This is a genomic window from Kitasatospora sp. Xyl93, assembly GCF_055383135.1.
Genome location: NZ_AP029185.1, coordinates 6,046,788 through 6,070,026 on the forward strand (window position 1 = coordinate 6,046,788; position 23,239 = coordinate 6,070,026).

The 23,239-nt window shown below is 69.1% G+C and carries 21 protein-coding genes; 14 read left to right on the forward strand and 7 right to left on the reverse strand.

What is annotated here, in order from left to right:
* Positions 1-2: 2 nt before the first annotated feature.
* Complete coding sequence (locus ACZ5GH_RS26775; RefSeq protein WP_464335434.1) at positions 3-983, reverse strand: hypothetical protein; 981 nt, start codon at positions 981-983, stop codon at positions 3-5.
* Positions 984-1,234: 251 nt separating this feature from the next.
* Between ACZ5GH_RS26775 and ACZ5GH_RS26780 the strand changes: the two genes are divergently transcribed.
* On the forward strand, positions 1,235-2,593 hold the full coding sequence (locus ACZ5GH_RS26780; RefSeq protein WP_464335435.1) for a helix-turn-helix transcriptional regulator: 1,359 nt from the start codon (positions 1,235-1,237) through the stop codon (positions 2,591-2,593).
* Here the strand turns inward: ACZ5GH_RS26780 and ACZ5GH_RS26785 are convergent.
* The 3 genes from ACZ5GH_RS26785 to ACZ5GH_RS26795 all read right to left on the reverse strand — a co-directional run bounded on the left by ACZ5GH_RS26785 (position 2,571) and on the right by ACZ5GH_RS26795 (position 6,649).
* Complete coding sequence (locus ACZ5GH_RS26785; protein ID WP_464335436.1) at positions 2,571-4,358, reverse strand: S9 family peptidase; 1,788 nt, start codon at positions 4,356-4,358, stop codon at positions 2,571-2,573. The two genes, ACZ5GH_RS26780 and ACZ5GH_RS26785, sit on opposite strands and share 23 nt — an antisense overlap.
* A gap of 158 nt (positions 4,359-4,516) precedes the next feature.
* Positions 4,517-5,200 (reverse strand): RibD family protein, encoded by a 684-nt coding sequence (locus ACZ5GH_RS26790; protein WP_464335437.1) that lies wholly within the window; start codon positions 5,198-5,200, stop codon positions 4,517-4,519.
* Positions 5,201-5,242: 42 nt separating this feature from the next.
* Positions 5,243-6,649: a helix-turn-helix transcriptional regulator gene (locus ACZ5GH_RS26795; RefSeq protein WP_464335438.1), complete on the reverse strand. Its 1,407-nt coding sequence runs from the start codon at positions 6,647-6,649 to the stop codon at positions 5,243-5,245.
* Positions 6,650-6,826: 177 nt separating this feature from the next.
* Between ACZ5GH_RS26795 and ACZ5GH_RS26800 the strand changes: the two genes are divergently transcribed.
* From ACZ5GH_RS26800 to ACZ5GH_RS26850, 11 genes are all read left to right on the forward strand, one after another.
* The gene (locus ACZ5GH_RS26800; protein WP_167745851.1) at positions 6,827-6,964 is read left to right on the forward strand and encodes a hypothetical protein; all 138 of its coding nucleotides are present in this window, start codon (positions 6,827-6,829) and stop codon (positions 6,962-6,964) included.
* Between the two features lie 14 nt (positions 6,965-6,978).
* A complete protein-coding gene (locus ACZ5GH_RS26805; RefSeq protein ID WP_464335439.1) occupies positions 6,979-8,169 on the forward strand; it encodes a cupin domain-containing protein in 1,191 nt (396 codons plus the stop codon).
* Between the two features lie 29 nt (positions 8,170-8,198).
* Positions 8,199-9,011: an aldo/keto reductase gene (locus ACZ5GH_RS26810; protein WP_464336878.1), complete on the forward strand. Its 813-nt coding sequence runs from the start codon at positions 8,199-8,201 to the stop codon at positions 9,009-9,011.
* Positions 8,992-9,840 (forward strand): hypothetical protein, encoded by an 849-nt coding sequence (locus tag ACZ5GH_RS26815; protein ID WP_464335440.1) that lies wholly within the window; start codon positions 8,992-8,994, stop codon positions 9,838-9,840. The genes ACZ5GH_RS26810 and ACZ5GH_RS26815 overlap by 20 nt, the downstream gene beginning before the upstream one ends.
* A 3-nt stretch (positions 9,841-9,843) precedes the next feature.
* Complete coding sequence (locus ACZ5GH_RS26820) at positions 9,844-10,674, forward strand: hypothetical protein (protein WP_464335441.1); 831 nt, start codon at positions 9,844-9,846, stop codon at positions 10,672-10,674.
* A gap of 52 nt (positions 10,675-10,726) precedes the next feature.
* A complete protein-coding gene (locus ACZ5GH_RS26825) occupies positions 10,727-11,446 on the forward strand; it encodes a class I SAM-dependent methyltransferase (RefSeq protein WP_464335442.1) in 720 nt (239 codons plus the stop codon).
* Positions 11,447-12,151: 705 nt separating this feature from the next.
* Positions 12,152-13,108 carry a Rossmann-fold NAD(P)-binding domain-containing protein gene (locus ACZ5GH_RS26830; RefSeq protein ID WP_464335443.1) on the forward strand — a complete coding sequence of 319 codons (957 nt, stop codon included), beginning with the start codon at positions 12,152-12,154 and terminating at the stop codon, positions 13,106-13,108.
* Complete coding sequence (locus tag ACZ5GH_RS26835) at positions 13,105-14,532, forward strand: FAD-dependent monooxygenase (protein ID WP_464335444.1); 1,428 nt, start codon at positions 13,105-13,107, stop codon at positions 14,530-14,532. Before ACZ5GH_RS26830 ends, ACZ5GH_RS26835 begins: the two co-directional genes overlap by 4 nt.
* Positions 14,529-15,317, forward strand: coding sequence for a nucleotidyltransferase domain-containing protein (locus tag ACZ5GH_RS26840; RefSeq protein WP_464335445.1), 789 nt, complete (start codon positions 14,529-14,531; stop codon positions 15,315-15,317). The genes ACZ5GH_RS26835 and ACZ5GH_RS26840 overlap by 4 nt, the downstream gene beginning before the upstream one ends.
* Positions 15,314-16,429, forward strand: a complete 1,116-nt coding sequence (locus ACZ5GH_RS26845; protein ID WP_464335446.1) for a radical SAM/SPASM domain-containing protein — start codon at positions 15,314-15,316, stop codon at positions 16,427-16,429. Before ACZ5GH_RS26840 ends, ACZ5GH_RS26845 begins: the two co-directional genes overlap by 4 nt.
* A 17-nt stretch (positions 16,430-16,446) precedes the next feature.
* The gene (locus ACZ5GH_RS26850) at positions 16,447-17,541 is read left to right on the forward strand and encodes a radical SAM protein (protein ID WP_464335447.1); all 1,095 of its coding nucleotides are present in this window, start codon (positions 16,447-16,449) and stop codon (positions 17,539-17,541) included.
* 60 nt (positions 17,542-17,601) lie between these two features.
* Here the strand turns inward: ACZ5GH_RS26850 and gltX are convergent, their stop codons facing one another.
* On the reverse strand, positions 17,602-18,963 hold the full coding sequence (gene gltX, locus ACZ5GH_RS26855) for a glutamate--tRNA ligase (RefSeq protein ID WP_464336879.1): 1,362 nt from the start codon (positions 18,961-18,963) through the stop codon (positions 17,602-17,604).
* A 250-nt stretch (positions 18,964-19,213) separates the two neighbouring features.
* On the opposite strand from gltX, the gene ACZ5GH_RS26860 reads away from it, so the two are divergent.
* Both ACZ5GH_RS26860 and ACZ5GH_RS26865 read left to right on the forward strand, forming a co-directional pair.
* Positions 19,214-19,597, forward strand: a complete 384-nt coding sequence (locus tag ACZ5GH_RS26860; protein WP_464335448.1) for a GNAT family N-acetyltransferase — start codon at positions 19,214-19,216, stop codon at positions 19,595-19,597.
* 203 nt (positions 19,598-19,800) lie between these two features.
* The gene (locus tag ACZ5GH_RS26865) at positions 19,801-20,562 is read left to right on the forward strand and encodes a hypothetical protein (protein ID WP_464335449.1); all 762 of its coding nucleotides are present in this window, start codon (positions 19,801-19,803) and stop codon (positions 20,560-20,562) included.
* 239 nt (positions 20,563-20,801) lie between these two features.
* Here ACZ5GH_RS26865 and ACZ5GH_RS26870 read toward each other — a convergent pair whose 3' ends face one another.
* Positions 20,802-21,983: a cytochrome P450 family protein gene (locus ACZ5GH_RS26870; protein WP_464335450.1), complete on the reverse strand. Its 1,182-nt coding sequence runs from the start codon at positions 21,981-21,983 to the stop codon at positions 20,802-20,804.
* Positions 21,984-21,985: 2 nt separating this feature from the next.
* Positions 21,986-23,230, reverse strand: coding sequence for an MAB_1171c family putative transporter (locus tag ACZ5GH_RS26875; protein WP_464335451.1), 1,245 nt, complete (start codon positions 23,228-23,230; stop codon positions 21,986-21,988).
* Positions 23,231-23,239 lie beyond the last annotated feature (9 nt).

A 23,239-nucleotide genomic window follows, 5' to 3' on the forward strand; every position in this document is an offset into this window, starting at 1 on the left:
GGTCAGCGGCCGGCGGCGCACGACTGGGCCAGGGCCTGCCGGAAGAGGTCGTCCGGCCGATCACCGACGCTCACCCACGGCTGGGACGACACGAACGGCGACATCACCGCGAACACCTCGGCAGCATCGACGGGACGACGGGCCGCCCAAAGCGCGTGCGCCAGATGGCTCTCGTCCACCACCGGCCACCGACCCTGCTCGCCGGGCGCCGCCCGCCAGTTCTCGTACGCCCGAAGCACCGCGGCACGGACTCTCTCGTCGCTCGTCCACTGCAGCTGGGCCGCGTCCCTGCGCGCCGCACGGCGATACCGATCGACGAACACGTACAGCGGAAGGGCGTGCAAGGGCGAACCCGCTGGCGCGCCGGGCAGGAAAGCCGCCAGGAACTCGGTCGCCATGCCGGTGCTACCGCGGGCGAGCCAGACGCGGAGCATCCGGTGGAACGCCTCCCGGTTCCAGGGGTCCGCCCGTCGGGCCTGGGCGAGAAGCCCCCACGGCCCGGGCGGAAGCATCAGGTCGGGCGCCGGAACCCGGTGCTCGGGACGGGACTGGCCGAGATCCAGCTGCGCCAGCGCGAGCAGGCAGATCCACGGCACCGGGTCGTCGGTGAGCGTGGTCGCAGCCTCCCAGCACAGCTCCCGGGCCGAGTGCTCCAGCTGGGCAACCGTCCGGGGATCCGTCGGCCGCGCACTCGCCATGAGAGCCCGCTCCACAGCCGCCCGCGCCAGGAGAGTCACCAGCCCGACGCTGCCAGCGGCCTCGGCTCGCCAGTGGTCGAGGACATCCGTACGCGACGCGACAGCGGCGAGCACCTGGGTACGAGCCGTCCACGCCGGCCAGTTGCCCCACGAACTCGCCAGCACCGCGCGGGCAGCCATCCAGCGCCCCTGCTGCAACTCCTCCACAGCCCCACGAAGCTCACCGTCGTGACCAGCAGGGTGCTGGACGAACCGACCTGGATCAAGGGCGAAGGCTGTGTCCACGGCCGGTGTCCTTTCTGGAGGCGATGCCGATTGCGCCCGAAACACGGGCGGGAGGGCTGGGCAATCGTCGGGCCGCCGGAGCCTGTGCGATGGGCGGGGCCGACTGGCGCTGCCGGATTTTGGGTGGGTCATACGGAACCACCAGCCAAAGCCCGTGTGACAGTGCAGACTTGTTGCATCGTGCGGCGTTGATGTTGAAAATCTGCCCACGACCTGCGAAGTCAGCGGCAAAAATTCTCTGAGGGAGCGCAATGACGCGATGGGGACGGCTCGCTGTGTTGCGCAGGGCCGCCGGCTACACCCAGGAACAGTTGGCGACGGCGATAGATGTAGACCGGACGACAATCCATCGGTGGGAGAACGGCAAGGCAACGCCGCACCCGTGGCAGTTGCCGAAGCTCGCCAAACTCCTGAAGGTCTCCCAGGACGAGTTGCGCTCCGCCGTCTTCGGGACCCCGGATGCTGCTTGCGCTCCCCGATCGGGTGCAGAGGCGGAGCGCGGCGAGTCTGCGGCGGCAGCGCTTTCACAGCCGGGACTAGGTATCACCTGGCAAGGAGCCGCTTCCGAGCTTGGCGATGTCGGACCGCGGCTCGCCGCGGTAGACGCCTTGATCAGCGACTGGGCATCCGTCAACTCGAACACTCCACCTCCCGCCCTGTCGCTGTGGGTCACGGTAGAAGACGTCATTGTCGCGGAGGGCATGCTCGGCATGTTCCGCCAGCTCGACCACACCCACGGAGCCCGTCAGCACTGGCGGCAGGTCAGCTCCTACATCGACACCGAACTCGAAGGCCTGCTGCGACGGCCTGCCGTCGATGAACAGGTCGCGCGTCAACGTGCCCAGCTCACGGTCGGGTTCTGCGAGCTTGCCGGGTACCAAGCCGTCGACATCGGCAACCCCAATCGGGCCCTCGAGTACTACCAGCGCGCCTTGGCCCTGACGACGACAACCGGCGATCAGGCGTACGGTGCCTACCTCGTGGCAGTGAACCTCGGACACCTCGCCCTGCACTGCGGGAACCCGGAGACCGCCCTGCGGTGGGCCTCCTCCGCCCGCACCGCAGCCGGTACCGCCGCGAGCCCGGCCACACGGGCGGCCATCACCGCCGTCGTCGCCCGCGCGAACGCCAGAATGCTGAGGGAAAGCGAGGCGACCCAGCTGATCCTCGAAGCCGAGAAGCTCCTCGAAGCAGCCAGCGTGGAAGACGAACCCACCTGGATCCGCTACTTCACCCACGCCTACCTCGCGGATGAGGTCGCCCACTGCCTCCACGACCTCGGCCGTGCGCCGGACGCCAGGATCCAGCTTGCCGACGCCCTCGGAGGCGTCGGCAAGGACAAAGTCCGCCGGCGCGCGATCGACGCCGCTCTGCTCGCCGCGACCTGGCTGCGCAGCGGGGACGTCGACCAGGCGTGCGCGGTCGGCCGCGATGCCGTCGCCTACGCCGCCAGGACAGGATCAGGCCGGTGCGTCGAGCGGGTGGCCGGCATCCTGGCCGACCTGCAAACACACGCCGACTACGTCGCGGTCCGGGAACTGCGCGAGTTCGCCCGGGCCGTGCTGCCGGACGCCGACAGGCTGGCGGTCATGCTGGCAGGCGGCTCATGATGCGCCGGTAGAAGTCGAGTTCGGCGCGGAGCGCCTGCTCCCGTGCCAAGGGCGCCGACAGGTAGTGGTCGCCGCCTTTCAGCAGCAGGCTGCCATGGTCACCGCCTCGGCCGGCCAGCTCGTCGGCGAAGCGCATGGCCTCCTCCGCAGACGTGATCGTGTCGGCGGAGCCGTGGATCACCAGCACGGGGCAGCGGACCCGCTCGGGCTTCACCGCGCCGGCCGGGCCTCGCAGCGCAGCTGCGTGCGGACGCTGAAACGCCGGAACAGACAGCTCCCACCGAGCGGGGTCGATGATCGCCGAGATGGCCGTAGCGGCAGTGAACGGTCCCGGACGGCATGCCGCCTGGAGCGCCGTGTATCCGCCCGCGCTCGCCCCGCTGACGAACACCGCTCCAGGAGTCGCCTGGCCGATCCTCAGGAGATGTTCCGCGACGGCCGCGCAGTCGTCGACGTCGTAGGCGCCCCAGTGGCCGTGCAGCGACTGCCGGAAGGCGCGTCCCTGACCCGTACTGCCTCGGTAGAGAACTTCGGCGACGGTGAAGCCGTGGCTGACGAAATACTGAGTGACCCAGTCCAGTCGGAGGGGGACATCGTCTGTCGGACCGGGATGGGCCCGGATGAGGAGAGGACCCGGTCGCGTGTCTCCGGGCGGCAGGTGCAGCAGGAAGCGCACCGGCCCGCCCGGACCCGCGATGGTCTCGACCGAGGGAGGAACTGGCCTCCAGAGCACAGGGAACTCGCGAGCGTTGCCGACCGGGAGGGCCTGGGCGTCCGCCCGTGCTGCCAGAGCGACCGACCAGATGGCCGGCGGACTGCTTGCCGTGGAGCCGACCACGGCCAGGAGGCTGCCGTCGACGGTGACGTACGGCTTCACGGACGTGAGATTCGAGCCGAGCCGTCGCCGACGGCTCTCGGTGTCGACGGCGAGCAGCTCGGTGGCGAACCCGTCCATCACCGTCAGCACGACGGTGCCGTCTCCGGTGAAACCGTACGACTGGTAGCCGCCCTCCCAGGGCGCGGGCGCGCAGTCCGCGTCGATCGGCGCGACTGCCTCCACCACGCCATTGCGCAGCCGGTACAGGTTCCACCACCCTGTCCGGTCCGACATGAAGTACAGCAGGCCGTCCGGTCCCCAGGACGGCTGCACCACCGACTCATCGGAGCCGCCCGCCACAACGCGGGTCGGCCCGACGGTGTCCGATCGGATGTCGGCCAGCACGAGGCGAGTGCTGTCCCACGGCATCTGGTCGCGCTGCCACTCCACGTACGCCAGGGTGCCCGCCGCCAGCCGAGGAGAGCCAAGGAACTCGCGGGAGCGAACCAGCACCCGGGCGTGCCCGGTCGCGGACACGGCGATGATCTCGTCCACGGTGTCGTCCCCGCGAACCGCGAGCAGACCGCCGCCCGGTGCCGGAGCGAGATCTCCGTACTGCGCGGAACCGACGACAGAGTCGATCCGCTCGGGCACGCGGCCAGCCACTTGCCGGAGGAGGGAACCGTCGTCACCGACGAACCAGACTCCCTCCGATGTCACCGTGAAGGCGCCGCCACCGTAGGCGTGGAGCTGACCTCCGACTGAGAAGTCGGGGGGCGTCACCGCGACGGCTGTGCCTGACCGGTCGGCGCGCATGACCCGGCGGCATCCGCCGTGATCGGGATCCGACTGCAGCCACCACAGTGAGCCCGACGCCGACCGGAGCTCGTCGTACGCCACTACCTTCCGGGCCACCCACTCGGGCGGGAGCCCGATGCCCTCAGTCATACAGTCGCGGTCCTCTCAGCATGCGCTGCTGGCTGCTCGTCGGCTATCCGCCGCCTGGAGAGCCACCGTACCCGGCCGTGGGCCGAGGAAGCCTTCGAGGCCAACAGCGGTAGCTCTCCCGCACGGGAGCTCTACGACGGGCGTGGCGCCCCCGAAGATCAGTCGGACGTCGGCTTGGGGGCGTACCTCAGCAGCACGACATCGCCGATCGTCCGGGCTTCCAGAAGTGCCATCCGGTGGCCGCTTCCACCGGGGTAGTTCGCCGGGTGGAGGAAGCGTGGTGCGGCGGCTTCGCCGACGAGCAGCGGAGCGATGGCGAGGTGGATCTCGTCGGCCAGGCCCTGGGAGAGGAACTGGGTGTGGATCTGCCCGCCGCCCTCGACCATGAGGCGCTCGACACCGCGGGTGGCGAGGTCGTCGAGCAGTGCGCCGAAGTCGACGGTGGGGCCGGTGCTCACGACGTCGGCAAGGCCGTCGAGCGTTTCTCGAAGCTTCGGTGCGGCAGCGTCGGTGGTGTAGACGACCTTCTTGTCGCCGAAGTGCCAGAACTTGAGGTCCCGGCCCAGGTCGCCGCTGGCGGAGATGGTGACCTTGAGCGGGTACTCGGGCTTGCCGGCCGCGATCCGGTCGGCGCGGCGCTTGTCGCTGTTGACCAGCAGGCGGGGATTGTCACTGCGCAGGGTGTTTCCGCCGATGAGGATGGCGTCGGATTCGGCTCGGACCTGGTCGACGCGGTCGAAATCCTCCGCGTTGGACAGCAGCAGACGCTCGGGGGAGGCATCGTCGATGTGACCGTCGACGGAGGTCGCGACACTCAACAGGACGAAGGGGCGGGAGGCCATCGGCGGTCCATTCTCTCGGGACAACGGGGCTCTGATTGGTCATCACACTTCATGGAGCAGGACGCTGTCGAGCGCCTGCCGGAAGTTGGCGACTTCCGGTACGCCTCGACACCCTTGCAGCAGGGTGTCGAGGTGCGCCAGCTCGGTGAGGATCCGGGCCGACCCGGTCGTCGTCGCAATCGACAGCGCCGAGGTGGCGGTTGTGGCGGCGTGCTCGGGACCGGCGGTGTGGAACTGGGCGATCGCCGAGCGGGCGAGGTAGACACCGCGGTCTCGCTGGTAGCTCGCGGGCAGGGACCGGATCGCCTTCTCAAAGCCGACTGCCGCCTCCCGGTGGCGCCCCAGGGACGACAACGCCCGGGCGCGCTGAGCCTCCACGTAGGCCTCGTTGAGCCACCGGCCTCGGCCGAACGGTGCCTCCGGCGGCCTAGCGAGCAGCGCGAGAGCTTGGTCGAACGCGTTCTGGGCGGTCCTCTCGTCGCCGAGCAGCGCGTGTCCGTGGGCCGCGTACACCGCGCCCATGGCGGTCAACCGAGTTCCCGCGCCGGCCAAGCGCTGGGCCGCGGTGGCGAGGTCGATCGCCTCGACGGAGTCCTGCATGTCGCCGGCGAGCTGTGCCTTCCGCGCCATGATGTAGGCGGTCAGGTCCTGTTCGCCGGAGGCGCTCGCCCAGTCGACAGCGCGGTCTGCCCAATACTGGGCGGCACGGTGATCGCCGCTGTCCTGGTAGAGCCAGCTGCAGAACTCGGCGTACTCGGCCTGCACTTGCAGAAGGTCGTGCCGGTCCCGGCCGGCGGCTTCGCGGCGAAGGTGCTGGATGAGTCGCACGTGCTCCTGGGCCGTGGCGACGACTCCGCGAGGACCCAGGACGTTGTCGCACTCGACCAGCGACCTGCGGAGCAACCGCATGTTCTCGACCGGGTGGATCTCAGTGGAAAACACCGGCGGGACTGCCCGGACACCGGATGCTGCGGATCCCGCTGAGGGTGTGACGCCCAGGACAGCTGTGCCGCCTCGCAACAGGGGCCGACGTGGCAGGCTCACGAAGACGATCCTCCCGTCAGCCGTCCGACAGCCGACCCGGACGCCGCCGTCCATGAGGGCCATGGACGCCACGCCGGCCGTGATCTCCTCGGCGCCGGCAGCCTCCCAATCCGGTGTCGCAGCCTTCCGCCCAGCTCCCTCCAGCTGCGAAGTGCTCTGCACCGGCGCCACGTTGTCGCTTGGCCCGGTCCGCTCAGGGGCGTCCAGTAGCGCCTCGGAGAGTTCCTGCTGACCAACCCTCAACAGGTCGGCGAGCTTCGGCATCTGCCACGGACGGGGCACAGCCTGACCGCGATCCCATCGGCCCACTGTCGTCCGGTCGACCCCCATCGCGATCGCGAGGGACTCCTGCGTGTACCCCGCGCTCACGCGCAACGCGATGAACCGCTCGCGCCGTGCCCCCATCGACCGTCCCTAAGCCTGCCGGAACCCGCTTGCGCCAGAAGCTGCCAGGCCAGCGGACGCTTTGCCGCACAGATGCAGCATCAATGCATCAATTCTGCTCTGTTCAAAGACGGTTCGCAGCGCTTTCGTAGGTCTCGCCGGACACCCCGGCGATACCACTGGAAGAGAGGACAAGGCATGGAGAGCACCACGCCCGCCGTTCACGACGACGAGGGCGGCCTGCTGGTCGCCGTCCGCAACATCCGAGCCGCCCGTTCCCGGGCCGACGTGCCGTCCGACAACACCGGCGGCCGATCCGACCAGAACGACACCTGAGCAGGACGCCCACGATGCCTGAGACCGCCTCGTGGGCGGTGCGCCTGGGTGGGGACCACTTCCTCACCCAGGCGCTCCACCGCTCCTACGCCGTGATCCCCGCAGAAGGAGCCCAACGCGCGCCCCTCCTGTCCTGGGACGATCTGAACACCATCCTCGCCACCCACCGCATTGAGCCGCCCCGCTTGCGACTCTCGCAGGACGGCCGGACCGTCCCCGTCAGCCGGTACTCGACGCCGACCACCAACCGACGCGGGGTGACCTGGAACCGGCTACACCCCGCCCAGCTTCACGCCAGGCTCGCCGAAGGCGCCTCCCTCGTCGTGGACGCGATCGACGAGATCCACCCGCCGATCCGAAGCGCCGCCGAGGACCTGGAACGCTTCGTCGGCACAACCGTGCAGACCAACGCCTACGCGTCCTGGACCGAGCAGGAGGGCTTCGGCCGGCACTGGGACGACCACGACGTGATCGTGGTCCAGCAGTACGGGGCGAAGCGATGGCGGCTGTGGGAGCCGACCCGGCAAGCACCCACCTTCCGCGACGTGGACTCACCGGACGAGCCCGAAGGCGAGCCCGTCGCGGACTTCGTCCTCCACCCGGGTGACGTCCTCTACCTGCCTCGCGGATGGTGGCACAGCGTCACCGCCGACCAGGGCACCGAGTCGCTCCACCTCACGTTCGGACTCGTCGCCCAGACCGGCGCCACCCTCGTCGGGTGGCTGGTGGATGAGCTGCACGAGAGCACCGTTATGCGGATGGACATTCCGTGCCACGCCGCGGCGGACGCGAAGGCCGCGTACCAGAACGAGCTGCGGACCGCAGTGCTCACCGCGCTGTCCGACCCCAACCTGATCGACCGCTGGGCACGGTCCACCGGCACCACCCACTTCGGCCGACCGGCACCGTCCCTGCCCTACGTGGACTCCCTTCCCGCGGACAAGGAGATCGCGGTGCGACTCACCGCCCCGCGCGCCGAACTCACCAGCAACCCGGGCGCCGGGACCGTCACCCTGTCCGCAGCCGGCACCGCGTGGGACTTCGCCGAGCGCGCCGCCCCCGCCCTGCGGATCCTGCTGACCGGGGACACCGCCAGCATCGGCGAACTCGCTGACGCCGCCGGCCTGGAGGTCAAGGACGCGGCAGGCGTCCTGACCGCCCTCGTCCAAGGCCAGGCCCTCGCCGTCGTCAAGGCCAGCCGGTGAGCCCGGTTCTCGGCCTGGGGACCTACCGAGTGCGCGCCGCCGCCGACGCGGCGCGCACCGTCCTCACAGCCGGAGCCCGATGGATCGACACCGCCCCCAACTACGCCCACGGCCAGGCACACCGTGACCTCGCCCCCGTCCTCGCCGAGCACCCGAACGCCAAGGTGACGACGAAGACCGGCTTCCACCCGGGCGGCCGCCACAGCCTCGCTCCTGCGGACGTCCGCGCCCAGACGGAGGAATCGCTCGCCGTTCTCGGCCGTGCCGACCTCGTGTTCGTCCACAACCCCGAGCGATCGAGCCACAGCCGGAAGCAGCTGCACCACAACCTCGGGGCCGCATTCGCGGTGCTGGAAGAACTCGCGGACGCTGGCCGCATCGGGGGCTACGGCGTCGCCACCTGGTCCGGCTTCACCGAGCAGGCGTTCACCGTCGCCGAGCTGGCCGGGCTCGCCCGGGACGCCGCCGGATCAACGGACCACCACCTTGTTGGCGTGCAGATGCCGGTCAGCCTCGTCATGGCCGAGCCTCTCGCCCTGGCCCTCGACGGTGGCGGGCCGCTGATCCACGCGCGCGACGCCGGAATCACCACGTTCGCGTCCGCCCCACTACACGGCGGTGAACTGCCGGGCCTGATGACACCCGAACTGGTGAACCTCATCGCGCCGGGATCGACCCCGCACGCCGCCGCGTTCCAGGTCATCGGAGCGTGCCCGGCGCTGGACGTCGTCCTCACCTCGACCAGCACCCGTCGGCACTGGGACGATGCCAGGACGGCCCTCGCCGAACCGATCCCCGACAAGCGACTCAGGACGGTGCTTGATGCCCTTTCAGCCGGATGACGACACCCGGCACAGCCTGACGGCAGCACACCAGAAGGCCGCCGCGTTCCTCGGCCTCGTGTGCACCGAACCACCGGTCTTCGGTACCTCCGGAACCACCGTCGGTCGCCGGGCCGAGGGCATCTGGCTCCGCGTCTCCAGAAGCAGCCGCCACCGGGCGCCCCGGCCGACCGGCCAGGGTGCCCTCGGCGCGGAGCAGCTCATCCCCGCGTCCGTCCCGCGGCCCCGGCTCCACGACACCGTTGATTGGACCGAGGCCGGCTGGTTCTACCAGGCCGACGTCTTTGACCTGGTAGGTCCCGCGGTCTCCTCCACGCCGGATCTTCGCGACGACCCTGGCCTGGACGACGGCTGGTGGACCGCGCTGAAGGACGCGCTGGCCGGCATCGCGGAAGCACCCAGTGCGAAGATCACTCTGCGCCAGACGTGGGTTGAAGAGGTCTTCCCGAAGTACCTCGGCATCCCGGCCCCGGCCGAGGTCGAGCGGACCACCGGGCACGGTGATCTGCAGTGGGCCAACTTGACCACCGGGCCGCTCAAGATCCTCGACTGGGAACGCTGGGGGCTGGTGCCGGTCGGCTACGATCCCGCAGTCCTGTGGGTCAGCAGCCTCCTCGTGCCCGAGGTCGCGGACCGCATCCGCGCGGAGTTCGCCGACATCCTCGACACTCCTGCCGGACGTGTCGGTCAGCTGATCGCTCTCGCAGAGATGCTCCAGGCTGTTGATCGGGGGTACTACCCAGAACTTGCCCCTCTCCTCGCTGACCAGGCACGTGAGCTGACCGGGGTCACCCCGCCGCAGGGCACCGCCCCCGACCTCGTCCGGTAGACCATGGACCTCCGGCAGGAGCCCGTCCATCACGTCCTGGACCAGGTGGAGCAGCGCCTCGGCACGGGGCTGGACCGGACCAGCATGGTGCGCAAGCGCCGGACAGTCGGAGCCCGCACCGACCGCGGCAGCTGGGTCCGGGTTGAACGACGCCCATGGGCGCGAGCCCAGGAACAGGGCTGGGGCGGGGTCGAAGCCGCAGCGGTGTTGGTCGGCGTGGCGATGCCACGTTGGTCCAGCTCGGCAGCATGGCAGGACCCAGACGACGGAGCGATCTGGCAGGCGGACGAGACCTCGCTGCTGCCGGACCGCCCGGTCGGTTCGGCAATCGCGGCCGCCGATCCGACGCTGCCGGATGCGTGGTGGGGTCCGCTGAACGCCTCGCTGGCAGCGCTGGCCGGTCAGCGTACGACCCGGGTGGCGACCCCGGACACCGAACGGATCACGCAGCAGCTGGTCGACGACACGATCCGGGCCGCCTTCCCGGAGACAGTGAACACGGGCGTGGACCACTGGTGCCCGGCGCACGCGGATCTGAACTGGGCAAACGTCACGGGCCCAGGCGAGTTCTGCATGTTCGACTGGGAGGACTGGGGAATGGCGCCCCGCGGACTCGACTCGGCGTCGCTGTATGCCGCCTCCCTCGCCGTACCAGCGCTCGCGGACCGGGTGAGGAGGGAACGCCGGGCAGACCTTGAGGGCCGCGACGGGATGGTGATGCAGTTGTTCGTGCTGGCGAAGATCGTCGGACCGCACGCTGGCACGAATGACCCGCGAACGGGGCCGGCGCAGCGGGAGGCCACGCGGCTGATCCAGGCTCTTCAAGGGGGCTGAACGTCACCCTGACTGCAAGGCACCAAAGTCAGCGAACAGGGAAGGAGTACGCATGGACCCCACCGCGCGCCCACCGGGCGGTCACGACTCCGAGGACATCGCGAGCTCGAAGGAGCGAGGCTGGCGCGATCTTGCGCCCATCGACGACGCCTACCAGGCGGGCGAGATCACGGCCACCGAGTGGCACTCCGCCGTCCTGGACGTCATCGAACCGGCATACCTCAACGGCGACAACCCGCGGGCCCAGTCCGGCCACAGTGGCGACGAGACCCGGTGGCGAGAAGCCCGCGGCCTGCTCGTCGACCTGCTCCCGCCCCACGGCGGGACGTTCCTCGACGTCGGATGCGCCAACGGCCACCTGATGGAGAGCCTGACCAACTGGGCGGCTGAAGTAGGGATCGTCATCGAGCCCTATGGGGTGGAGATCTCCATGGTCCTCGCCCACCTCGCCCGAACCCGCTGCCCGCAGTGGGCGCATCGGATTCGGACCGCCAACGCGATGGGCTGGAAGCCTCCGCATCGCTTCGATGCCGTCCGCACCGGCCTGGACTACGTGCCGACGGACCTGCGCGGCGCTTACGTCGCCCATCTACTGGACCACGTCGTCGCCCCTGGCGGCCGACTGATCATCGGCGTCTACAACGAGGAACGAGACCAGACCACAACGCAGGACCTGCTGCGGTCCTGCGGCTACACCCCGGCCGGCACTACCACAAGAAACCACCGGCACCCCAAGATCCAGTACAAGGGCCTCTGGCTGGCCAACGCTTGAGTAAGCGCTTAGCCGCTGGCGCCGGAGCACGCGCCTCCCCGGTTCCCTGACGGGCAGCGCGCTTGTCTCAGCAGACCGACACCGTCGGCGATGCGCCAGCCATTGCGAGTAGTGCTGGCACGGAGGCCAGAGCACGGCCCATGTCGGCGTCGAACTCGCCGTCTTCGAGTTCTAACAGGAACGCCTTCCACTTGTTGGCGTCGAATCGCGGGATGGTGTCCTTCGGATCGGCCGAGTGCCGAAGGTCACGGCACCGTCCGGGAGGAACGCCACGCTTCCAGTCGGTCGGGGTCGCTACCGGGCGCCCCAGCCATACTGCGGTGCTGAGATCGAGGGCGTAGAGGGCCTGCCTTGGCGACGCCCGCAGGGTGGCTCATACCGCGACCAGCCCGCCAGCGAGAAGCGCGGCGGCAAAGTGCTGCATCGACTGATTGCTGGTCCGGATCGGCAAAGAACTGTCAGACGGCGGGACCGTGGCGGGGCTCCACGTGCTTTCCGTACTGGCCGCGAGCCTCGAATTCTGCCCCTGCTCACGGGAAAGTGCGTCCGTCTCACGCTGGATGGAGCCGAGCGCCAGAGATAGGACGCGGTAACACCACTTCGCATCGCCGGGCACCCAGCGGTCCCGCCATGGCTGCCCGCGGGGCCCCGTACATCGACGGCGCTTCTTGCCGGCGCCAGACCACTGGAACTGAGGAGGTACTCATGGCCCAGACCGCTGATCCACCACGCGATGACAGGATCAGCTCGGCAGTTGCCATAGGCCGGATCGCATGGTGCGCCTACAACGACGCCACCACCCACTCGCTGGGGGAGCTCGGAGCATCGTTTCAGCAGCTGGACGGCGTCGTCGGTACGGATTCGACGACCGGGTTGTTGCTGCGTACCTGCCACCGTGTCGAGTGGTACGAGGCGGAACCCGCGATGGCGGCCACCGCGCCGCTCTCGATCCGGTTCAGTCGAAGGATCACCGGCCACGAGGCCGCCGCTTCCCGGCTGGCTCAGATCGCCGCCGGCACGATGTCCCTGATCCTCGGGGAGCAGTTCGTCTTCCAGCAGGTCCACGCGGCCTTCGACCGGTTGCCCACTGACCATCCTCTCCGGCCGGTGGGGGCAGAGGCGCTCCTGCTCGCCAGTCAGGCGCGGCGAGGGTTCGGCCTCCGAGCCCGACTCGACTACCGCGACCTCGCCCGAACCCTCCTGGACGCGTCGACCGCACACCCGCCCAACCTGGTCGTCGTCGGGGGAGGCATGCTCGCACAAGCCATCGCTCATGAACTCGGCGACGATCGCCGTGTCTTCCTCCTGACCCGCAGCCCCAAGAAGCTTCGCCGGATCCTGCGGTCCGGGTCCGCCAGAACGACCGTTCTACGGATCGCGGACCTGCCCGACACCGTACGGGAGAGCGGCTTCGACCTGGTGCTCGCGACGTCCGGGCTCACGCCACAGTACCGCGACCACATCGCACGCCTTGTGGACGCCGCCGCCCGTCGGCTGGTCGTCGACCTGTGCGCGACGCCCGTCCTGCATGAGCGCTCGAACTACCAGCACCTGCATCACCCAGCCGTCACCGACCTCATCGAGGACGCCAACCGACCGGCCGTCGAGGCCGCTCGCGCTGCCTCCTCCTGGATCGAGAGCCACTACGGAGGCCGCAGTTGACCACGATCATCGACACGCTGGTGGTCGGCGCCGGCCCCGCTGGGCTGCTCGCCGCCGATCGCCTCGCTGAGAACGGAGTACGGGTGCTGCTGGTTGACGCCGGCCGCCCTTACCAGCGTCGCACCTGCCCGGTGGACCTCATGCGGTCCTGCAACGGCTGCAAGGGCATCTGCAACGTGATCTCCGGCTTCGGCGGCTCGATCCACTACGGAGACGGGGTCAAGCTCTCGCAGTTCCCCAGCGGCCGGCGGCTGGCCGAACTCCTCGGCGCCGACCGCGCCGAGGCCCTCGCCGACCGGGCGGTGTGGCGGCTGTGCGGTCCGGTGCAGCCTGCCTTTCGCGGAGCCCGCACGGTCGCCGGACCGTTCGACGTCAAGGACTACCCGGTGGCCTCGCTCAGCGCGCAGCAGGTCCGCACGTTGATCGAACGGCTTCACCGCCGCATCACAGCTGCCCCGGGCACCGAGTTACGGATGCAGACACAGGTCACCTCCCTCCGTCCGCTCGGACACGGGTGGCAGGCCGAGATAGTCGGGCAGTCCGGCACCAGCGAGACCGTGCAGGCGAGCTCGGTGGTCGTCGCGGTCGGTCGGCGCGGCCAACGCTGGTGGCAGCAGACTCTTCGGCGAATCGGGCTCTCGTACTCCGCGCCCGCTCCCTCCGTGGGGGTCCGCTTCGAGGCCCCGACTGCACTCCTACGGCGCGGTTCCGACATCCACGAGGACTTCAAGACCACCATCGTCACCAACGGCGTGAAGATCAAGACGTTCTGCTACTGCGCCGGTCCGGGTGGCGGCCGAATCAAGTTCACGGACTACGGCGACCACACCCTCCTCGACGGCCACGTCATCCCTGAAACGAAGACAGGCAGCACTGCGAACTTCGCCCTCCTTGCACAGCTCCGGGCCCCTGACGGCACCCCGCGCACCTCCGCCTGGGTCGACGAGAACCTCCTCATGCCGTACCGGGCGCTGAGGACCGACCGGCCGGGAAAGCCCGTCCTCCAGTGGTACCCCGACTTCCGCAGCCGTGTTCTCACCTGCACCGAACTTGAGCAGTTCGCCAAGCTCAGCGGCTTCCACCCCTCGCTGCGCGACTACCAGGTCGCCGACCTCGCGGGCATGCTGCCCCAAGACATCCACACTGCTCTGTGCAGCGCCTTCGAAGACCTGATGGCCTACTTCACCGGCGGTGCCCTGACCGGTCCCACCGCGTCCCAGGTCGCCGTGATCGGCCTCGAGCTGGAGAACCTCTGGGACGAGCTGAAGCTCACCGACGGCCTCGAGACCACGGCTCCCGGTCTGTACGCGGCCGGCGACTGCACCGGGCTGGCCCAGGGCATCCTCCAGGCCGCGATCGGCGGCCTCGTTGCGGCCGAGGCCATCACCGGCCACCCCGGCCGCACTACTGGGCAGACTGCATGACCGCCACCCAGGCCGTCATGGAGGCCAGCCGAGCCGCCGTTGAGATCTTCGGCGACGACCTCCTGTGCTCGTTCGTCGGTGGCTCGTACGCACGCGGCAGCAACAAGCAGGCCAGCGACATCGACCTGTTCGTCGTTACCGCCCGCAGCGACCACGACCGGGAGCGGCTCTTCGCCGAGCGTCTGCGCGACGTCCACTTGGCCGCCGGCCTCGACTTCGACCACTGCGGAGAAATCCTCACCATCGACACCCTGAGCACCCTGCTTGCCTTCACGGAAAACTGCATCGCGGCGGTGCCGGCCGTTCAGCGGTCCGCCTGCTACCTCGCCGACTGTCCGCTGTCGGTGTTCCGCAAGGGTGACGTGGTTTTCAAGTTCCTCATCGACCCGAAGACCGCCGTCCACGACCCGGCGGGCCTGCTGCCGGCGCTCGAAGCCCGGGCCGCGGCCTACTTCTCCGCCTGGCCGATGCCCCGGATCCAAGAGCACAAGGGCCGGTTGCGCCTGCCCCCCGGCAGCCCGCAACAGCGGCTCGCTGGCCTGTGGCTGTCCAGAGACGCCACCGACGCATGGACCGACACCCCTGTCGGAATCGGCCTGGAGCGCTGGTTCGGGACCGAGTTGCCTGCCCGATCCGCAGCCCTGCACCAGGCTGCCCCCGTCACTTCGCCAGCTCTGGACGGTATCGGCTGCCCGCTGCCCGTCGCCGCCGACACCACCCTGGCGGCCTCCCTGACCGCCCAGTGCCTCGCCTTCCTCCACACAGAACCGGAAGGACACCGATGACCACCGTCTCCCTCGGCATGCCCACCCCGCGGCTGCCGATCTACCGCCAGACCCGCGAACGGTTCGTCTTCCTCTACCCCACCACCGCCTGCAGCCTGCGCTGCAAGACCTGCTACGTGGGCAACGACCGCCTCAACGCCGCCAACACCATGAGCGTCGAGACCGCCGTCAAGATCATGGACTACTTCCGGATCACCGGAGGCCACGACAAGCTCTACCTCCTCGGCGGCGAGCCCACCATGCACCCCGAGCTGCCCGCCATCGTCAGCGAGGGCCGCAAGCGCGGCTACCAGGTCACTATCAGCAGCAACGGCGACTTCGACGACGACCTGTTCGACAAGATCCCGCCGAGCACCCTGAACAGCTTCAACTTCTCCCTGGAGTCCGCCGACCCGCGCATTCACCGCAAGATCCGCGGCAACCCCACCAACTACGACAAGGTCATCCGCCACATCCGCCAGGCGCGCGAACTCGGCTACCAGGTCCGCGTGATGTGCACCGTCTCGCAGACCAATCGCGAACGGGCCCTCGACCTCATCCCCTTCCTCGCCGAACTCGGCGCCCACACCCTCAGCTACCACAACCTCGGCAAGACCGGGAACGGCGCCCGCTTCCTCCAACCGCTCAACCCCACCGAGTGGATGGACTTCTGCGCCGAGATCGAAGCCTTCCCGCCCGAGCCGCGCCTGGCCGTCTACTACCCGCCGACCTTCGTCAAGGCCGACGACCAGGCGGCATGGTTCGACCGCGGCTACCCCGGCTGCCCCGCCCGCACCCTCGACCGCCCGCACGTCTACCCCGACGGCACCGTCTTCGCCTGCCCCGTCTTCATGGACAACGGCCGGCACTACGCCACCTTCGACGGCGACCGGCTCGTCCTGAACCCCGACCCGAACAACGAACTCAACGCCTACCTCACCGCCGACCCGGTGTGCACCGGCTGCCCCAACACCGACACCTGCGGCGGCGGCTGCCCCGCCTACTCCCAGATCCCCGCCTACCAGGACGACGGCTTCTACTCCTGCGACCGCGACACCACACCGCTGTGCATCCTGTGGACGGTCTCCGCCTGGGGCGCCCGCGAAGACGACTCGCTGCACGCCCTGCGCTGAGAAAGGAGACGATCACCGTGACCGACACCCTCGCGCACGCCGCCGCGCACGCCACTGCGGCCAAGGAACCGTTCCTGTTCCTCTACATCACCGAGAAGTGCCAACTGCGCTGCAAGCACTGCTACATGGGCGACCGCCTCGATGCCGAGCGGCGTATGACCCCCGCCATGGTCGAGGACATCCTGTCCAGCCTCCGGGTCGCCTACGGCCAGTACAAGGTCTACCTGCTGGGCGGCGAGCCGACCACCCACCCCCAGTTCGGTGACATCCTCGACATCTGCAAGGCTCAGGGGTACAAGGCTGTCCTGACCTCCAACGGCCTCATCGCCCCGAAGACCTGGCCGCTGCTGCGGGGCCGCCTCGACTCCTTCTCGTTCTCCCTGGACGGTGCCCGCCAGGAGACGCACGAGCAGATGCGCGGCGAGAAGACCTGGCGGCCCCTACTCACGAGCATGAAGCGCGCCGTCGCCGACGGCTTCCAGACCCGCGCCATCTTCACCGTCACCACCGCGAACCGGGCCGACGTGTTCGACGCCATCGACCTCGCCGACTCCATCGGCCTGGAGATGCTCTCCTTCCACTACTTCACCCCCACCGGCCTGGGTCTGGACAAGCCCCACTTCCAGATCCCGCCGGCCGAATGGGTGGAGCTGTGCGCCCAGATCCGCGAAGCCGCCGCTGGCCGCCGCGTGCGCGTCTTCTACCCGCCCGCGTTCGCCACCGCCGATCAGTTCCCGGCTCTGCGGGCCGCCGGATACGGCGGCTGTACCGCCCGCAACCTCGAACGCCTCGCGATTTTCCCCGACGGCCGGGTGTACATCTGCTCGGCGTTCTTCGACACCGACCTTCACTACGGCGAGTTCCGCAACGGGGCGATCCACCCCCGCCTCCAAGACGGCATCAGCGAACTCACCCTCGTCAACACCATCTCCGCGAACTGCCGCACCTGCCCGCACAGTTCCACCTGCGGAGGCGGCTGCGCGGCCTACGACCACTTGCAGAAGACCCTGGTCAGCAGCGACTGCGACCGCACCACGATCCCGGTCTGCCCGCTGTGGTCGATGCCCGCCGAACCGGAGGGAACCGAACACCGCCTCGTCGACCTGCGCTGAGCAACCGGAAGACGAGCAAGGCCCGCACACCCACCACCAGGGCGTGCGGGCCCCCGGGCATCACGCCAGCTCGGCCAGAGCCTTGTCCAGGCGCACCAGGGTCCGCTCGCGGCCGAGCACCTCCAACGACTCGAACAGCGGCAGCCCCACCGTCCGGCCGGTCACTGCCACCCGGACCGGAGCCTGGGCCTTGCCCAGCTTCAACCCGAAGGCGGCCGCCGTCTCCTCCAAAACCGCCTTGAGCGAGGCCGTCTCCCACACGGCCTCGGCCAGCCGCCGCCGCGCTTCCCGAAGCAGGTCCGCCGACCCCTCCTTCATCGCCTTCGCCCACGAGGCCTCGTCGCGCACCGGCTCGTCCAGGAACAGGAAGTCGACGTACGCGGTGATCTCCGACAGCACCGAGATCCGCGTCTGCGCCAGGCCGGCCACGGCGGCGAACTGCGCCGGATCGAACGCCTCCGCCGACCACGGGACCCGAGGCGCGGACACCCACGGCGCGCACGCCGCCACGAACTCGTCCACCGGAAGTGCCCGAAGGTACTCGCCGTTGAACGAGGCCAGCTTCTTGACGTCGAAGAACGCCGAGGAGCCGTTCACGTCCTCCACGCGGAACAGCTGTTCCAGCTCGGCGTACGGACGGATCTCGACGTCGTCCTTCGGGCCCCAACCCAGCAGCATCAGGTAGTTGACCATCGCCTCCGGCAGGTAGCCCTCGGCCAGGTAGTCCTCCAACGCCACCTTGTCGCGCCGCTTGGAGAGCTTCTGCCGCTTCTCGTTCACGATGACCGGCAGGTGCGCCCACACCGGGGGCTCGGCGCCCAGAGCGCGCCACAGCAGCTGCTGCTTAGGGGTGTTCGAGAGGTGTTCCTCGCCGCGGATCACCTGGGTGATGCCCTCGTCGAGGTCGTCGACCACGTTGGCCAGCAGGAAGACCGGGCTGCCGTCGCCCCTGGCGATCACGAAGTCCTCGATGGCGGCGTTGGGGAACTCGGGATTGCCGCGGATCAGGTCGACCACCACGGTGACCCCCTCGTCAGGGGTGCGGAAGCGCAGGGCCCGGCCGGCTTCGAAGCCCAGGCCGCGTTCGCGGCAGAACCCGTCGTAGCCGAGCTGCTGGGAACCGGTGCGCTCGGTCACCTGCTCGCGCGTGCAGTCGCAGTAGTACGCGAGGCCGGCCTCGTACAGTCCGGCGGCGGCCTCGCGGTGCCGGGTCTCGTTCTCCGACTGGAAGTAGGGGCCTTCGAACGTGGGGTCCGCCTTCGAGATGCCGATGGACGCAAGCGCGCTGATGATCCCCTCGGTCCACTCCTCGCGGTTGCGGGCCGCATCGGTGTCCTCGATCCGCAGGACGAACGTGCCGCCGCGCTGTCGTGCGGTCGCCCAGTTGTAGAGAGCCGAGCGGGCGCCACCGACGTGGAACATGCCAGTAGGGCTCGGAGCGAAGCGGACGCGGACGGGCGAAGGGGCAACAGTCATGCGAACACGGTAGCGGCGCCGGTGGGTTCGAGTTGCCGTTCACCGTGATCGATGTTGACCTGATGGTGGACAGGGGCCGCGCCCCCGGGCGTCCAGAGGCGTATCGCGAGGTCACCCGATCGAAGGACGAGCCGATGTGGATGTACGGAGAGCGACAGGCGAAGACGCGCTTCCGATAGCCCGCCTTCGCGCAGAGATGATCAAGGCGCCCCCGACAGGCCGGTGGTTCGAGAACCTCACCGCCTACCTGGAGGATGGGCTTACCCGCGCCGAGGGCATGGCCGGATTCGTCGTCTACGGGCCGACTGGACAACTCATCTCGGCCGCGCTCGGAACCATCTACCAGGCGCCACCTGGACCGACATACAGCGGGCGAACAGGGTACGTACATCTTGTTCTGACGGAACCGGGGTACCGCCGCCAAGGGCATGGTCGGGCCGTCACGGTCAGGCTTCTTGCCTGGTTCTGGGAGCAGGGATGCGGGCTGGTCAGCCTTACCGCGAGCGCTGACGGTGAGCAGCTATACCGCTCGCTCGGTTTTGAGGAGAATGCCCGCTCCATGAGGCTCTTCGGGCCATGAGCAAGTGGGCCTGGGGCAGTGCAGCTTCTTCGAGGCGACGGTACTACTTGCCGCCCGGGGGCGTAATTCCCCAGGCTGTCATCCCGTCGTTCCAGAGCGGTGTTCGGAGGCCAGCGTGCCCAAAGGCGGCCCGAACTACCGCCCTGAGCAGAGGCACCGCGAATTCGCATGACAGCTGCCGCTGGCTCCGCGGTCATCGGCCGATGACCATAGAACCGGACCTTCTCGGTCTGCGCATCATCTGCCCACCGCCGGGCGAGGGCGGCGTGGAGGTCCGCCCGATCGTCAATGGCCGGGATCTTCTGGCCGACGTGTTCCCCGGTGGCGTGGGAGGCTCCCGGTACCTGGGAGTAGGCCCCCGGTATCTGTTGGGCCGGGACGGGCCGTTGCATGCCACTGTGACGCCCCACGAGGTTCGTCTCGCTTGGTCCGGGTGTGGCGTGGAGATGTGCTGTGGTGCCCTGTACATGACGGTCAGGCGTGACGGGGAGCATATCGTCTGGGAGGGCTGGCGTGACCCGGCCAATCAGGACTTCGACCTGCCGGAGCTTCGGTTCACCGCGGGTCAGTACGAGGCCGAGGTCCTGCGAGCCGGGGAGGACCGCGGTTGGGAGTGGCCGGCAGGAGCGGTTGCGCGGCTGCTTGAGGCGGGGCTGAGGGGACGCGGGGACTGGCTGGTCAGGTGGGACTGCGAGTTGGAAGGCGTCTGGGCCTCCCGCAAGGAACCCGATCGAATCCACGTCGTCCTGATGCATCCCCGTAATCGGGCCGATGCGGATCGGCCCTGGCTCCAGTTCGGGATGACCCTCCCGATCTCCGCAGACGACCCATCGGACCAGGCCGAGCACCTTGAAGCGCGGCTGACCGCAGGCGATCCCCGTGCCACCGCCGAGGTCTGGGGAGGTTCGCATGATGCCGAGCAACTGGGCTACCCATGGCCGCCGGTCGACCCGCTGTTCATGTGAACGACAGGGGAAGCGAGGTTGGGCCTCTCCTGCCCTTGGGCATCCACTGGCAACCGCCGTCCCCATGGGGAAACGTGACCGTGCGGAATTACGTGACGCTGACCATGTAGATCGTGGGGAAAGGCGTGACCGCCGACAGTCTCGTGCGACTGCATGTCCATCTCGCGGAAGCTGTCGGCAGATCAGCCATTGCCGGATACCCACGCAGAGCAGCGCTCCGCTACGCAGAAGCCGCTGGCTTACAGAAGGACGGGGAGCGATTCCAGCCCGCGGACGAGCCGCGAGTGCCGCCAGCGGAGCTGGTCGGCGGGCTCAGCTAGTCGAAGGTTGGGGAAGTGGGCGAGCAGCACACGTACTGCGGTCGCCACCTCAGCGTGCGCGAGCGGTGCGCCGAGGCAGCGGTGGATGCCGTGGCCGAAGGTCAGGTGTGTGCGGGCATCCTCCCGCCCCAGGTCGAGCCGATCCGGGTCTGCGAACCGGGCGGGGTCGCGGTTGGCGGCGCCCGGGCTGACGAACACTGGGCTGCCTGCCGGAATGTCCGTCTCGCCTACTCGGACCGGTTCGGGAGCCCAGCGCCAGGTGGCGATGGCGACGGCGGAGTCGTAACGCAGGAGCTCGTCGACCGCGCTCTCGATTCGGTTCGGGTCCGACCGCAGAAGCTCTAGCTGGTCGGGGTGCTGAAGGAGTGCCAGGACGGCATTGCCGATCGCGGCGGTGGTTGTCTCGTGTCCGGCGACCAGGAGCAGCACCGCCAACGAGACCAGCTCCTGCTCGGTTAGCTGGTCGCCGTCGCTGTCCCGGACAGCGACCAGGGCGGACAGCAGCGCATCGTCCGGGGAGCGGCGCTTGGCCGAGACCAGCTCGGCCGTGAATTCGGCGAGGGCGTGGGAGGCGGTGTCGATCCGCTGGGGGTCGCCGGCGGTAAACAGGTCCCTCGACCACGCCCGAACGCGGTCCCGGTCGGCAGCCGGGACGCCGAGGAGCTGGCAGATCACGGTGACAGGCAGCGGGATGGCGAGGCTCTCGATGATGTCGACCTGGTCTCCGAGCATCCACGATTCGAGCAGCTCGTCGGCGAGGTCGACAATGTACGGGCGCAGGCGATCGACGGCACCGGTAGTAAAGGCCTTCGTGACGAGGCGCCGCAGTCTGGTGTGGTCCGGCGGATCCGTGGCCAGCATGTTCTGCGAAACGGCAGGGTGGAGGCTGCGGCCGGTCTCCTTGCCCGCGAAGAAGCGCGCCGTGTCCTTCGACAGTCCAGGATCGGCGAGCGCCTGCTTCGCCTCGCTGTAGCCGGTCACCACGTAGCCGGCCTTGTGTCCGGTGCCTGGGAGCTTCTGTACAGCGCCGTTGCGCCGGAGCGCCTCGTACGTCGGGTACGGATCCCGGAGGAAGTCGGGGTCCTGGAAGGGACTGCTCATGGTCATCCGTTCGCGGTCTCGGGAACCAAGGAGGGCTGTCGTACGGATCGGACGATGCTGCTCGCGGCGTAGGCCCGCGCGACCGAGCGTAGCCAGGCGGTCTCGGCGCGGAGGTCTCCCGCGCGGGCCTCAGTGCCGGGCGCCTGCGGAGCACGATCGGGTTCGGGGCAGCCACCGCCGACCATCGTCCGCAGGGCGACGGCCAGCACGGCAGCCTCGACCACTGCACGGCCCTCGGCCGCGTCGACGAGTCCATGGCGTTCCACTTCTCGGGTTGCCGCCTGCTGGACCGCGAGCGACCGGTAGGGCCGGAGAGTGAGGACGGCGTCGCTGATCTCAACGACTCGGCGCTGCAGGAGGAAGTCGGCTTCGGCCGTGGCGGCGTCCGGTTGGAGGACGAGCCCGGGCATCGCGGCGGTGAGGTCGAGCCAGAGCGGCTCGAGGTCGGCGAGCGACCGAAGCTCCCAGCGCTGCTGGAGGTAGCGCGTCAGCGGCCAGAGGAGCGCCGGGAGGGTCAAGCCCAAGGTGATGAGCAGCACGCTGACTGCTGGAGCGGTGACAGCGAAGGCACAGTTCACCGGAGTGATCAGGCTCGTGCAGCGGTCATGCCCGGGGATCGCTTCCCAACCGAGGGTCGCTGCAACGGCATTGATCGTCTTGTACGTCGTGTAGACGAGAGCGAAGACGCAGCCGACGGCGGTGGTGCGAAGCCCGACTCGCTGGCTGGTGCGAGTGGCGGTGCGCGACCGGGTCCAGGTCTGGGCAAGGCAGTCGAAGATCGCGTAGGCGAGGAAGCAGATGTAGGCCAGCGAATACAGGTGCAGGGTGACGGGGGCTTCGTCGAGGGAGCCTTGACGCTCGGAAGCGCTCCACACGAGGGAGGGCGGCGTGAGCGCGAAAGCCGCTGTCATCGTCGCGACGGCCAGGGCCAGGAGCCGGAGACGGATCCGGAGCCGGCGGCGGGCCTCCGCAGCGGGGTAATTGAGGAAGAGCAGGACCGAGGTCACACTCGCTGCCGCGGAAAGGGTCGCGGAGTTGCTCACCAGCCGGGAGAAGTCGATCGCGATTGAGTCCTCCAGCTTGCGAACCACCGGAGCGTAGGCGCTGAATGCAACGGCGAAGCAGGCGAGGAAGGCGGACATGCTCATTGTGCCGGCCGGGCGCTGGCCAGCTCGGCGTCTGAGCGCCCAGTAGAGGGAAGCTGCCAGCAGGAGGATGGGCATCCCGCCGAAGATGGCGCTGATCACGTGAGTTCC

Coding starts and splice junctions, on each gene's coding strand:
- ACZ5GH_RS26780 (WP_464335435.1), top strand. CDS start 1,235: ATGACGCGATGGGGACGGCTCGCTGTGTTGCGCAGGGCCGCCGGCTAC.
- ACZ5GH_RS26785 (WP_464335436.1), bottom strand. CDS start 4,358: ATGACTGAGGGCATCGGGCTCCCGCCCGAGTGGGTGGCCCGGAAGGTA.
- ACZ5GH_RS26790 (WP_464335437.1), bottom strand. CDS start 5,200: ATGGCCTCCCGCCCCTTCGTCCTGTTGAGTGTCGCGACCTCCGTCGAC.
- ACZ5GH_RS26795 (WP_464335438.1), bottom strand. CDS start 6,649: ATGGGGGCACGGCGCGAGCGGTTCATCGCGTTGCGCGTGAGCGCGGGG.
- ACZ5GH_RS26800 (WP_167745851.1), top strand. CDS start 6,827: ATGGAGAGCACCACGCCCGCCGTTCACGACGACGAGGGCGGCCTGCTG.
- ACZ5GH_RS26805 (WP_464335439.1), top strand. CDS start 6,979: ATGCCTGAGACCGCCTCGTGGGCGGTGCGCCTGGGTGGGGACCACTTC.
- ACZ5GH_RS26815 (WP_464335440.1), top strand. CDS start 8,992: ATGCCCTTTCAGCCGGATGACGACACCCGGCACAGCCTGACGGCAGCA.
- ACZ5GH_RS26820 (WP_464335441.1), top strand. CDS start 9,844: ATGGACCTCCGGCAGGAGCCCGTCCATCACGTCCTGGACCAGGTGGAG.
- ACZ5GH_RS26825 (WP_464335442.1), top strand. CDS start 10,727: ATGGACCCCACCGCGCGCCCACCGGGCGGTCACGACTCCGAGGACATC.
- ACZ5GH_RS26830 (WP_464335443.1), top strand. CDS start 12,152: ATGGCCCAGACCGCTGATCCACCACGCGATGACAGGATCAGCTCGGCA.
- ACZ5GH_RS26840 (WP_464335445.1), top strand. CDS start 14,529: ATGACCGCCACCCAGGCCGTCATGGAGGCCAGCCGAGCCGCCGTTGAG.
- ACZ5GH_RS26845 (WP_464335446.1), top strand. CDS start 15,314: ATGACCACCGTCTCCCTCGGCATGCCCACCCCGCGGCTGCCGATCTAC.
- gltX (WP_464336879.1), bottom strand. CDS start 18,963: ATGTTCCACGTCGGTGGCGCCCGCTCGGCTCTCTACAACTGGGCGACC.
- ACZ5GH_RS26860 (WP_464335448.1), top strand. CDS start 19,214: ATGATCAAGGCGCCCCCGACAGGCCGGTGGTTCGAGAACCTCACCGCC.
- ACZ5GH_RS26865 (WP_464335449.1), top strand. CDS start 19,801: ATGACCATAGAACCGGACCTTCTCGGTCTGCGCATCATCTGCCCACCG.
- ACZ5GH_RS26870 (WP_464335450.1), bottom strand. CDS start 21,983: ATGAGCAGTCCCTTCCAGGACCCCGACTTCCTCCGGGATCCGTACCCG.